Genomic DNA, 12,348 nt, shown 5'->3' on the forward strand with positions numbered 1-12,348 from the left:
TCTGCGCCCGGCCTTTGCAGGTGACAAACTGACCGCCACCGCGCGGGTCAAGCAGCAAGGCAAACTCACTGGCGTTTACGACATTGAAATTGTCAATCAGCAACACAAAACCGTGGCTCTGTTTCGCGGCAAATCCCACCGCATCGGTGGCACGATTACAGGAGAAGTCTAATGCGTGACGCATTTATTTGTGACGGTATTCGTACCCCGATTGGTCGCTACGGCGGGGCGCTGGCAGGCGTGCGTGCCGACGATCTGGCGGCCATCCCGTTGCGTGAATTACTCAACCGCAACCCACGCCTGGATCCCAGCGCTATTGACGATGTGATCTTCGGTTGCGCCAACCAGGCGGGCGAGGATAACCGCAACGTGGCGCATATGGCGACCCTGCTGGCGGGTTATCCGCACAGCGTTGCCGGCACGACCATCAACCGTCTGTGCGGCTCCGGGCTTGATGCGATCGGCTTCGCTGCTCGCACGATCAAAGCCGGTGATGCCGACCTGCTGATCGCTGGTGGTGTTGAGTCAATGTCCCGCGCGCCGTTCGTGATGGGTAAGGCAACGACGCCATACCAGCGTCAGGCAGAAATGTTTGATACCACCATTGGCTGGCGTTTTGTGAACCCGCTCATGCAGCAACAATTCGGAACTGACAGCATGCCGGAAACGGCGGAGAATGTAGCTGAATTGTTAAATGTAAGCCGAGAAGACCAGGACGCCTTTGCGTATCGCAGCCAGCAGCGCACGGCGAAAGCCCAGCGTGACGGCATTCTGGCGCAGGAAATTGTGCCGGTACAAATCATTGGCAAGAAAGGGGCAGTTAGCGCAGTACGTGAAGATGAACATCCGCGTGCAGAAACCACGCTGGAGCAACTCGCACAACTGAAAACACCGTTTCGTAAGAACGGCGTGGTCACCGCAGGCAATGCCTCTGGGGTGAACGACGGCGCGGCAGCAATGATCGTAGCCAGCGAGCAACACATAAAGGCCCAGGGACTAACGCCGCGTGCACGCATTGTCGCGATGGCGACGGCGGGCGTGGAGCCGAAGTTTATGGGGCTTGGGCCAGTTCCTGCGGTACGAAAAGTGCTGGAGCGCGCCGGGCTGAATATCAACGATATGGATGTGATTGAGCTGAATGAAGCCTTTGCCGCCCAGGCGTTGGGTGTGATGAGACAGCTTGGACTGGCAGATGACGCAGAACACGTGAATCCCAATGGGGGGGCTATCGCTTTAGGTCACCCGCTGGGGATGAGCGGTGTGCGGTTAGCGCTGGCTGCAACGCTGGAGCTGGAACGACGCAATGGACGTTATGCGCTGTGTACGATGTGTATTGGCGTGGGTCAGGGCATTGCCATGATCCTTGAGCGAGTGTGAGCTAATTGACCTGCGAGTGCCCTACAAAATGACAACGACAACGACAAAATTAGATCCGATTGAAACCGCATCGCGTGACGAATTACAGGCTTTGCAAACCGAGCGCCTGAAATGGACGTTAAAACACGCCTATGAAAATGTCCCGATGTACCGCCGTAAGTTCGACGCGGCGGGGGTTCACCCGGATGATTTCCGTGAGCTGAGCGATCTGAGCAAGTTTCCCTGCACCACCAAGCAGGATCTGCGTGACAACTATCCCTTCGACACCTTCGCGGTACCGATGGAGCAGGTGGTGCGTATCCATGCATCATCCGGCACCACGGGTAAACCGACAGTGGTGGGCTATACGCAAAATGATATCGATACCTGGGCTAACATCGTCGCCCGCTCGCTGCGTGCCGCAGGCGGTACCGCGAAAGATAAAATCCACGTCGCTTATGGCTATGGCCTTTTCACCGGCGGACTGGGCGCGCACTACGGCGCGGAACGCCTGGGGGCAACGGTTATCCCGATGTCCGGCGGTCAAACCGAGAAACAGGCGCAGCTGATTCGCGATTTCAAACCTGACATGATTATGGTTACGCCATCCTACTGTCTGAACCTGATTGAAGAGCTGGAGCGCCAGATGGGTGGTGACGCGCGGGGTTGTTCGCTGCGTACCGGTGTCTTTGGCGCAGAGCCGTGGACAACGGGGATGCGCGCGGAGATCGAACGTCGCCTGGGTATTACGGCGCTGGATATTTATGGCCTCTCGGAAGTGATGGGGCCGGGCGTGGCGATGGAGTGCATCGAAACGGGTGATGGTCCGACAATATGGGAGGATCATTTCTTCCCGGAAGTGGTCAATCCGGATGACGGTACACCACTGGCTGACGGCGAGCACGGCGAATTGCTGTTCACCACGCTGACGAAAGAAGCGCTACCGGTCATTCGTTATCGTACCCGCGACCTGACGCGCCTGCTGCCGGGTACCGCGCGCACGATGCGTCGTATGGATCGCATTAGCGGGCGCAGCGACGATATGCTGATTATTCGCGGCGTCAACGTCTTCCCATCGCAGGTGGAAGAAGAGATCCTCAAGATTGAACATCTGGCTCCGCATTACCAGTTGGAAGTGGATCGCCGTGGCCATCTTGATTCGCTTTCGGTACGCGTGGAGCTTAAAGAGAGTAGCCTGGTGCTAAGCCATGAGCAGCGCTGCCAGATTTGCCATCATTTGCGTCATCGTATTAAGTCGATGGTCGGTATTTCAACGGACGTAAGCATTGTTAACTGCGGCAGCATTCCGCGCTCAGAAGGAAAGGCGTGTCGGGTGTTCGACCTGCGCAAAGTTGCCGCCAACGGTTAAGACTCGTAGGCCTGATAAGCGCAGCGCCATCAGGCGAGAGCGCAAAAGTTACCGGATGGCGGCGTTGCCTTATCCGGCCTACAAATTCCTGCCATATCGCGGAAATTATCCTGTGCTATGATTCAAAAAGGACAAAAAAGACAACAGTATGAATCATATGGAAAAACTCGATAGTTTTATTCAGCAGGCGGTAACCGCAATGCCGGTCAGCGGCACCTCTCTTATCGCCTCGCTTTACGGGGACTGTTTATCGCAACGCGGTGGAGAAGTCTGGCTCGGTAGCGTTGCCGCGCTGCTGGAAGGGCTTGGCTTCGGTGAGCGTTTTGTACGTACCGCGCTGTTTCGCCTTAATAAAGAAGAATGGCTGGACGTAGTACGTATCGGCCGCCGCAGTTTCTACCGCCTGAGTGATAAAGGGCTACGCTTGACGCGCCGCGCCGAGAGCAAAATCTACCGTGCCAGCGCCCCTGAGTGGGACGGTACCTGGCTGCTGCTGCTGTCGGAGGGGCTGGAGAAAAATACCCTGGCCGAAGTTAAAAAGCAGCTGTTATGGCAAGGTTTTGGCGTACTGGCGCCGAGTCTGCTGGCGTCGCCATCGCAAAAGCTGGCGGACGTACAGTCGCTGCTTCATGAAGCTGGGGTAGCGGAAAACGTCATCGTTTTTGAGGCGCATTCGCCGTTGGCACTCTCCCGCGCTGCGCTGCGTGAGCGGGTAGAAGGGTGCTGGCACTTAACCGAACAAAATGCCATGTACGAGGCGTTTATCACGCTGTTCCGTCCGTTGTTACCGCTACTGCGTGACGCCGGGCCGGACGAACTTACGCCAGAGCGCTGCTTCCAGATCCGCCTGTTGCTCATTCACTTCTATCGTCGGGTTGTGCTCAAAGATCCGCTGTTGCCGGAAGAATTGTTGCCTGCTCACTGGCTGGGTCAGACGGCGCGTCAGCTGTGCATTAATATTTATCAACGTGTTGCGCCCGGCGCCCAGGTTTTCGTCAGCGAAAAAGGCGAGAGCTCGGTGGGGGAACTGCCCGCGCCGGGTCCGCTCTATTATCAACGCTTCGGCGGATTAGCCGAGGTGTAACAGGAGAAGCCATGCCGATTTACCAGATTGACGGGATGATCCCGGTAGTTCCTGCAGAAAGCTATGTTCACCCAACCGCAGTGCTGATTGGCGATGTCATTCTCGGCAAAGGTGTTTATGTTGGTCCCAACGCCAGCCTGCGCGGAGATTGTGGGCGTATCGTGGTTAAAGATGGGGCGAATATCCAGGATAACTGCGTGATGCACGGATTTCCCGGCCAGGATACGGTGGTGGAAGAGGACGGACATATCGGCCACGGCGCGATTCTGCATGGCTGTGTGATTGGGCGTAACGCGCTGGTCGGCATGAGCGCGGTGATTATCGATGGCGCGACCATCGGTGAAAACAGTATCGTTGGTGCTTCGGCGTTTGTGAAAGCGCGCGCTGAGATGCCCGCCAACCATCTGATTGTCGGCAGCCCGGCGAAAGCGATTCGCATGTTAACTGAGCAGGAACTGGTGTGGAAAAAACAGGGTACTCGCGAGTATCAGGTGCTGGTGGGGCGCTGTCAGCAGACGCTTGCAGAAGTGGAGCCGCTGACTGCGGTAGAACCCGACAGAAAGCGGCTGGAGTTTGATGAGAATTTGCAACCTAAGTCAGCGAGTTAGCGATTCTACGCAATACCCGGTGTCAGAACTGATAGCTGGCGGTAACGCTGACGTTACGCGGCTCACCATAAACGATAGAACCGTCGATATTCGTGTCGTAGGTTTTATCGAACAGGTTATTAAGGTTACCCTGCACTGAGAAGTTTTTTGTTACCTGGTAGCGGGTGAACAAATCTACCAGGGCGTAGCTTCCCTGTTCCGCGCGGAATGTGCCATAAGGCGTGACCGTATCGCTGTAAACACGATTCTGCCAGTTAACTCCACCGCCGACGGTCAGTTCCGGCATGGCTGGCAGGCGATAACGGGTAAACAGTTTGACCGTGGTCCGCGGCAGATTCGGGTTTACTGCATTGCCTTCGTTGTCTTCAGCAACATAGCGTGTCGCACCAAACGTCATCTGCCAGTTATCGGTGATCGCACCGTTAATCTCGAATTCGACCCCTTTGCTGACCGTACCATCCATCGCTTTAAAGGCCGTGTCGCCATTGCTACCGGCGATTGGCACGCCGGTTGATTGCGCTACGTTATCCTGTTCAATGCGGAACACCGCGAGCGTGGTGGTTAAACGGCTGTTCATCCAGTCGGACTTCAGGCCAAGCTCATAGTTGTTGCCGGTGATCGGAGAGAGATATTTACCGGAACTGTCGCGCTTGTTCTGCGGCTGGAAGATTGAGGTATAGCTGGCGTAGGTAGACCAGTTATCGTCAATGTCATAGACCAGACCCGCATACGGCGTGGTGTGGTTTTGCTCCATGCTGTAGGTCAGGGTGTCGATACGCCAGTTGGTGTAACGTGCGCCAACAATCAAATGCAGTGGGTCGGCCAGCGAAATACGCGTTGCGGCGTACAGCGATTTCATGTGCGTGGTATCGTCCTGAGCCAATGACTGCGGGTTCCAGTTGGTTTCAGGGAAGTTACCATCATAGGTATAGAAGCTGCCGATTTCGTTGGGGAAAACGTTCGCCCACGAGCTTTCATAACGGTTATTCTGTTTACTGTAGCTGCCGCCCAGCATCAGATTATGCTGACGACCAAACAGATCGTAACCGCCGTCGGCAAATAGATCGACAGCATCCACTTTACGTTTGCCGCTGTTCCAGCCGGTTCCTCCGACGTAGTCATATCCCGGACCATAGTTGCCATATGGGCCAATCAGCGTGCCGTCGGCCTTATTAACATAGGCATCGACGTACATCATTTTACTGTCGAACTTGACCTCGGAGTGGGTGGCGTTCATGGTCGCCTGCCAGGTATCGGCAAAACGTTGTTTGATGGTGACAAACACTTTGTTGAAGTCTTTATCGTTGTAAGCCCAGTCCGGTGCAGTGCTGCGCGAACGGTCGTAGCTGTTTTTACTGCCATCGGTATTCCAGCGCGGCAATCCACCCCAGGTTGGGCTGTTGATATCAATGCGCTGATATTCATATCCCGCAGACAGGCTGGTGGTGTCACCCAAATCGGCATCGACAATCCCGGAGAAGAACATTTTTTCGCTATTGTAGCGATCAAGCCAGGAGTCGTTATTCTGGTAACCCGCCACGATGCGGCCGCGCACGTTGCCGTCTGCTGTAAGCGGGCTTTGCAGATCGGTCACATAGCGTTGTTTGTTCCAACTGCCATATTCCGCTGAAACATTACCGGTGAACTCGCGGCTGGTGGCATGCTTACGGATCATGTTAATGGAGGCTGAAGGATTACCCGTCCCGGTCATTAGCCCGTTTGCGCCACGGACCACTTCGACACGCTCAAAAAGGGCGGTGTCAGAAAGGGCGTCACCGAGATTCCAGCGGGATTCAAAATAGGTCGGGATCCCATCGACCATATAGTTATCAATCTGAAATCCGCGCGAGTAATAGCTGCTGCGATCTGAATCCGCCTGGCTTTTGCTTATCCCCAACGTGTTATCCATCACATCGCCCAGCGTTTGCAACTGCTGATCTTCCATGCGTTGCTGGCTGACAATGCTGACCGATTGCGGAATATCGCGCTGTGTCATTTGCATTTTTGTGCCAGCGGTCGTCGATTTAACACTGTAATCCTGCTCCTCGCTGGATGCGGATGGAGCAGAACCCTCCACGATCACTGTCTCTTCTGCAGGGGCTGCGAGGCTGGTGGAAGGTAAAAGGGCTAGCGTGACGCATGCTGCCAGCAAAGAAGGGGCAAGGCCCGGTTGGCGTTGAACATTCCCGTTGAGTGTTGTGAAAGACATCGAAAAGTCCTTGATAATTATTAATATTAAGTTCAAATCACCGGTAGTTGTGATGAACCCTTTGGTTGTAAATTATTAAATGCGCATGTAAATACAAATGCGAAATATACGCATTAGCACTCAATGTGTAAACAGATGCTACGGCATAAATGAAATATTGTTTCAGTACTATGCTTGAGCAATAGCGCAGGGAAATGGTTATAAGAGCAGCACTGACTGGGGTTTTCGCTTAAAAAATCGAGGGTTAAAGTTGAAAGAGCGTGAGTAACTCGCTCATACTCTATACTCGCAGAGTTACCCGGCGTAGCATGGCAAAACGCTTGGGCTGTTAATGAAAAAGGAAAACGTCGTGGCAGAAGAAACTATATTCAGCAAAATTATTCGTCGTGAGATTCCGTCGGATATCGTATACCAGGATGAACTGGTCACTGCGTTTCGTGATATTTCCCCTCAGGCACCAACGCATATCCTGATCATTCCTAACATTCTGATCCCAACTGTCAACGATGTGACGGCGGAACATGAACAGGCATTGGGCCGCATGATCACCGTTGCGGCGAAAATTGCTGAGCAGGAAGGCATTGCTGCAGATGGGTACCGCTTAATCATGAACACCAACCGCCACGGGGGGCAGGAGGTGTATCACATTCATATGCACCTGCTGGGTGGACGTGCGCTTGGCCCAATGCTTGCGCATAAAGGTCTGTAAGCATGACCAGAGGATGCATTGCGCTTTCACTGGGCTTGCTGTTGCTGGCGGGTTGTCGAACACATCCTGAAATCCCGGTAAGTGATGAACAGTCGCTGGTGATGGAATCAACAATTCTGGCGGCGGGTATTACAGCAGAGCAGCCCACGTTAACAACGTCTGATATTCAGGCTTCGGCATCCTCTCGACTCTATAACGAAAGACAAGAACCCGTTACCGTTCATTATCGGTTTTACTGGTATGACGCCAGAGGGCTGGAAATGCACCCTCTGGAAGCGCCACGCAGTGTGACTATTCCGGCTCATTCGTCGGTGACGCTGTACGGCAGCGCCAATTTTCTGGGGGCGCACAAGGTTAGACTTTATCTTTATTTGTAAGGGGTGAATCTTGATGAACAAAATGAATCGCTACGCACTGATTGCCGCGCTGGCGATGTTTCTCTCTGGCTGTGTGGCGCAACGTGAGCCCGCGCCGGTAGAGGAAGTAAAGCCGGTACCGGAACAGCCTGCGCAGCCGCAACAGCCGGTGCCGGTTGTGCCAACGGTGCCAAGCATACCGCAGCAGCCGGGCCCAATTGAGCATGAAGACCAAACGGCGCAGCCTACGCCACGTCAACGTCACTATGACTGGAACGGGGCTATGCAGCCGATGGTCGGCAAAATGCTGCAGGCAGACGGCGTCAAAGCGGGCGGCGTTCTGCTGGTTGATAGCGTGAATAACCGCACCAACGGCTCGTTGAACGCGGGTGAAGCCACCGAAACCTTACGTAACGCGCTGGCGAATAACGGTAAGTTTACGCTGATTTCTGCCCAACAGCTGGCTGTCGCCAAACAGCAGTTAGGTCTGTCGCCGAATGACAGTCTGGGAACGCGCAGTAAAGCGATTGGTATCGCCCGTAACGTTGGCGCGCAGTATGTGCTTTATTCCAGCGCATCCGGCAACGTCAATTCGCCTGCGCTGCAAATGCAATTAATGCTGGTACAAACTGGCGAGATAATCTGGTCAGGTAAAGGTGCCGTTCAGCAACAATAACAGACTCACGCGCGGCGAAGTGTTGTCGCGCTATTTCCCGCAGTATCATCCCGTCGCAACCAGCCAAACCGGCCTGAGCGGCGGGAGCTGCATCATTGAACACCGTTCCCACCGACTGGTACTGCGCTGCCATCACGACCCTGACGCGCCGGAATCTCATTTCTTACGCCAATATCATGCGCTAAAACACCTGCCAGAAAGCCTTGCGCCACGTCCTCACTTTTATACGCGTGGGTGGATGGCAGTCGAGTTTTTTCACGGTAAGGTAGAATCCAGATTACCGGACGCCGACGAACTCGCAGGCTTACTGTATCATCTGCACCAGCAACCCCGATTGGGCTGGCGAATCAACCTGCTTCCGCTACTTGAACAGTACTGGCAGTGTGGCGATCCGGCGCGTCGTACACCATGCTGGCTGCGCGCGCTGAAGCGGCTAAGGAAACGAGGTGAGCCTCGACCTTTGCGTCTGGGGCCGCTGCATATGGATGTTCACGGTGACAACATCGTACGTACGGCATCAGGGCTGCGGCTGATTGACTGGGAATACGCCGGAGACGGTGATATTGCCCTGGAGCTGGCGGCAGTATGGGTTAGCGATGAATCCCAGCACCAACAGTTGGTTAGCACCTACGCCCAACGAGCGCACATTGAGCCAGACGTTTTGTGGCGACAGGTCAGACAATGGCAACCTTGGATAATGATGCTGAAGGCGGGGTGGTTTGAGTATCGCTGGCGGCAAACCGGCGATCGACAATTTATCAGGCTGGCCGATGAAACCTGGCGGCAGCTAACAATGAAAGGATAAGGAGAGCAGTGTGGGCCCAGTAATGTTGGATGTCGAAGGGTATGAGCTGGACGCTGAAGAGCGTGAGATTCTGGCACATCCGCTGGTAGGTGGGTTGATCCTCTTTACCCGAAATTATCATGACCCGGAACAGCTGAGTGAATTAGTGCGTCAGATCCGGGCTGCGTCACGTAACCATCTGGTGGTGGCGGTAGATCAGGAAGGCGGACGCGTACAGCGTTTTCGTGAGGGCTTTACCCGCCTGCCTGCAGCTCAATCCTTTGCTGCGTTGTACGGTCTGGAAGAGGGCGGCAAACTGGCTCAGGACGCTGGGTGGTTGATGGCCAGCGAAATGATCGCGATGGACATTGATATCAGCTTTGCACCCGTGCTGGATGTGGGCCATATCAGCGCGGCAATCGGCGAGCGTTCTTACCATGCCGATCCGCTAAAAGCGCTGGCGATGGCGACCCGCTTCATTGACGGGATGCATGCTGCTGGCATGAAAACGACCGGTAAACATTTCCCAGGACATGGGGCGGTGACGGCGGATTCACACAAAGAAACCCCAACCGATCCACGCCCAGAAGCCGAGATTCGTGCGAAAGATATGTCCGTGTTCCAGACGTTGATTACGGAAAACAAACTGGATGCCATTATGCCTGCGCATGTCATCTACAGTGATGTCGATCCGCGTCCGGCGAGTGGTTCACCTCACTGGTTGAAAACGGTGCTACGCCAGGAGCTTGGCTTCGATGGTGTCATTTTCTCCGACGATTTGTCGATGGAAGGGGCGGCGATTATGGGAAGCTATGCGGAGCGTGGACAGGCCTCGCTGGATGCAGGTTGCGATATGATCCTGGTCTGCAATAATCGTAAGGGAGCGGTCAGTGTGTTAGATAATCTGTCGCCGATCAATGCAGAACGTGTTACACGTTTGTATCATAAAGGTTCATTTTCACGTCAGGAACTGATGGACTCGTCACGCTGGAAGACGGTAAGCGCTCAGCTTAACCAACTTCATGAGCGCTGGCAGGAAGAGAAAGCAGGTCATTAACGCAAGTTTGGCGAGGATGCGATGATTATCTATTTACACGGTTTTGACTCTAACAGCCCGGGCAACCATGAGAAGGTGTTGCAGTTGCAATTCATCGACCCGGATGTCAGGCTGATTAGCTACAGTACGCGGCATCCTAAACATGATATGCAGCATCTGCTGAAAGAAGTGGACAAAATGCTGCAGCTGAATGTGGATGACCGTCCGCTGATTTGTGGTGTGGGGCTCGGGGGATATTGGGCTGAACGGATTGGTTTCCTGTGTGATATTCGTCAGGTAGTGTTTAATCCCAACCTGTTCCCGTATGAGAACATGGAAGGCAAAATCGACAGACCTGAGGAGTATGCAGACATCGCAACAAAATGCGTGACCAATTTCCGTGAGAAGAATCGCGATCGCTGCCTGGTGATCCTGTCACGTCATGATGAAGCGCTTAACAGTCAGCGTTCGTCGGAAGAGCTGCATCATTTTTACGAGATAGTCTGGGACGAAGAGCAGACGCATAAGTTTAAGAATATCTCTCCGCATTTGCAGCGCATCAAAGCGTTCAAGACGTTAGGTTAATTCTTATTGAGTGTGTAAAAAACCAGCCATCGGGCTGGTTTTTTTGTTCTTAAAGTTCCGGTTGTCTATCTTTTCAGCATCAAAACTTGATACATATCAATTTTGGTATGACCAATGCACCGTTCGTGTTATTCTCACTCTCGAAGAACATTTTCATTGCCGTAACTTGTTGTTAATTAAAGGCTATGCTCATAACTTTTAATTAACAATTGGTTAATAAATTTGAGGGGGTCACGTTGACTACACCATTGAAAAGGATCGTGATTGTCGGCGGCGGTGCTGGCGGACTGGAAATGGCGACGCAGCTGGGTAAAAAACTCGGGCGTAAGAAAAAGGCCAAAATCACACTGGTAGACAGAAACCACAGTCACTTGTGGAAACCGTTACTGCATGAAGTGGCGACGGGTTCACTGGACGAAGGTGTGGATGCGCTGAGTTATTTGGCTCATGCCCGTAACCATGGCTTCCAGTTCCAGTTAGGCTCGGTGGTGGATATCGATCGTGAAGCGAAGACCATTACTCTCGCTGAGCTGCGCGATGAGAAGGGTGAGCTACTGGTTCCTGAGCGTAAAGTGCCGTATGACACGCTGGTGATGGCGTTGGGCAGTACGTCTAACGATTTCAACACCCCTGGCGTGAAAGAAAACTGCATTTTCCTCGATAACCCGCATCAGGCGCGTCGTTTCCACCAGGAGATGCTGAATCTGTTCCTGAAGTATTCCGCGAATCTGGGCGCTAACGGAAAAGTGAATATCGCCATTGTGGGCGGCGGTGCGACGGGTGTTGAACTCTCCGCTGAGCTGCACAATGCGGTAAAACAACTGCACAGCTATGGTTACAAAGGGCTGACCAATGACGCGCTGAACGTTACGCTGGTCGAAGCCGGTGAGCGTATTCTGCCTGCGTTGCCGCCGCGTATTTCCGGTGCTGCGCATAATGAGTTAACCAAACTGGGCGTACGCGTACTGACCCAGACGATGGTAACCAGCGCTGACGAAGGGGGACTGCACACCAAAGATGGCGAATACATTAAAGCCGATCTGATGGTGTGGGCGGCGGGTATCAAAGCGCCAGACTTTATGAAAGACATTGGCGGTCTGGAAACGAACCGTATTAACCAACTGGTGGTTGAGCCAACTCTGCAGAGCACGCGCGATCCTGACGTGTACGCGATTGGCGACTGCGCTTCCTGCGCTCGCCCGGAAGGCGGTTTTGTGCCTCCGCGCGCTCAGGCAGCACACCAGATGGCGACCTGCGCGATGAACAATATTCTGGCACAGATGAACGGTAAGCCGCTGAAAGCGTATCAGTACAAAGATCACGGCTCTCTGGTCTCGCTCTCTAACTTCTCTACCGTGGGTAGCCTGATGGGCAACCTGACCCGTGGTTCGATGATGGTGGAAGGACGTATTGCGCGCTTTGTGTACATCTCACTGTACCGCATGCACCAGATTGCTTTGCACGGCTACTTCAAAACCGGGCTGATGATGCTGGTCGGCAGTATCAACCGGGTGATTCGCCCGCGTCTGAAACTGCATTAATATCGACCTGTGGCGTCGGATGATTTTACGCATCC

General features: G+C 53.9%; 13 protein-coding genes. 12 read left to right on the top strand and 1 reads right to left on the bottom strand.

Features of this window, described 5'->3' with window-relative positions; genetic code table 11:
• The 5 genes from FDW94_RS24590 to paaY all read left to right on the top strand — a co-directional run.
• Positions 1–172 (top strand): hotdog fold thioesterase (locus tag FDW94_RS24590; protein WP_249358675.1); only part of this gene is annotated, 172 nt, incomplete at its 5' end.
• On the top strand, positions 172–1,377 hold the full coding sequence (gene pcaF, locus FDW94_RS21085) for a 3-oxoadipyl-CoA thiolase (RefSeq protein ID WP_079934868.1): 1,206 nt from the start codon (positions 172–174) through the stop codon (positions 1,375–1,377). The genes FDW94_RS24590 and pcaF, both read left to right, overlap by 1 nt.
• 28 nt (positions 1,378–1,405) lie before the next feature.
• Complete coding sequence (gene paaK, locus FDW94_RS21090) at positions 1,406–2,725, top strand: phenylacetate--CoA ligase PaaK (protein ID WP_003832244.1); 1,320 nt, start codon at positions 1,406–1,408, stop codon at positions 2,723–2,725.
• Positions 2,726–2,882: 157 nt separating this feature from the next.
• Entirely contained in the window at positions 2,883–3,809 is a 927-nt protein-coding gene (gene paaX, locus FDW94_RS21095) for a phenylacetic acid degradation operon negative regulatory protein PaaX (RefSeq protein WP_020996484.1), read from the top strand.
• An 11-nt stretch (positions 3,810–3,820) separates the two neighbouring features.
• Positions 3,821–4,417, top strand: a complete 597-nt coding sequence (gene paaY, locus FDW94_RS21100) for a phenylacetic acid degradation protein PaaY (protein WP_137378212.1) — start codon at positions 3,821–3,823, stop codon at positions 4,415–4,417.
• Positions 4,418–4,439: 22 nt separating this feature from the next.
• Here the strand turns inward: paaY and fhuE are convergent, their stop codons facing one another.
• Complete coding sequence (gene fhuE / locus FDW94_RS21105; protein WP_032943015.1) at positions 4,440–6,626, bottom strand: ferric-rhodotorulic acid/ferric-coprogen receptor FhuE; 2,187 nt, start codon at positions 6,624–6,626, stop codon at positions 4,440–4,442.
• 349 nt (positions 6,627–6,975) lie between these two features.
• On the opposite strand from fhuE, the gene hinT reads away from it, so the two are divergent.
• From hinT to ndh, 7 genes are all read left to right on the top strand, one after another.
• Positions 6,976–7,335 (top strand): purine nucleoside phosphoramidase, encoded by a 360-nt coding sequence (hinT, locus tag FDW94_RS21110; RefSeq protein ID WP_003030826.1) that lies wholly within the window; start codon positions 6,976–6,978, stop codon positions 7,333–7,335.
• 2 nt (positions 7,336–7,337) lie between these two features.
• Positions 7,338–7,712: a YcfL family protein gene (locus tag FDW94_RS21115; protein WP_008784425.1), complete on the top strand. Its 375-nt coding sequence runs from the start codon at positions 7,338–7,340 to the stop codon at positions 7,710–7,712.
• A 13-nt stretch (positions 7,713–7,725) separates the two neighbouring features.
• Positions 7,726–8,367 carry a penicillin-binding protein activator LpoB gene (gene lpoB, locus FDW94_RS21120; protein ID WP_008784426.1) on the top strand — a complete coding sequence of 214 codons (642 nt, stop codon included), beginning with the start codon at positions 7,726–7,728 and terminating at the stop codon, positions 8,365–8,367.
• On the top strand, positions 8,348–9,172 hold the full coding sequence (thiK, locus tag FDW94_RS21125) for a thiamine kinase (RefSeq protein ID WP_048235622.1): 825 nt from the start codon (positions 8,348–8,350) through the stop codon (positions 9,170–9,172). The genes lpoB and thiK overlap by 20 nt, the downstream gene beginning before the upstream one ends.
• A 10-nt stretch (positions 9,173–9,182) precedes the next feature.
• Positions 9,183–10,208, top strand: a complete 1,026-nt coding sequence (nagZ, locus tag FDW94_RS21130; RefSeq protein WP_137378213.1) for a beta-N-acetylhexosaminidase — start codon at positions 9,183–9,185, stop codon at positions 10,206–10,208.
• A gap of 21 nt (positions 10,209–10,229) precedes the next feature.
• Positions 10,230–10,772: an alpha/beta hydrolase YcfP gene (gene ycfP / locus FDW94_RS21135; protein WP_003030817.1), complete on the top strand. Its 543-nt coding sequence runs from the start codon at positions 10,230–10,232 to the stop codon at positions 10,770–10,772.
• A 236-nt stretch (positions 10,773–11,008) separates the two neighbouring features.
• Positions 11,009–12,313: an NADH-quinone dehydrogenase gene (gene ndh / locus FDW94_RS21140; protein WP_003832263.1), complete on the top strand. Its 1,305-nt coding sequence runs from the start codon at positions 11,009–11,011 to the stop codon at positions 12,311–12,313.
• The last annotated feature ends 35 nt before the right edge of the window (positions 12,314–12,348 follow it).

It is taken from the genome of Citrobacter sp. wls757 (genome assembly GCF_005280935.1).
Lineage (GTDB): Bacteria > Pseudomonadota > Gammaproteobacteria > Enterobacterales > Enterobacteriaceae > Citrobacter > Citrobacter portucalensis.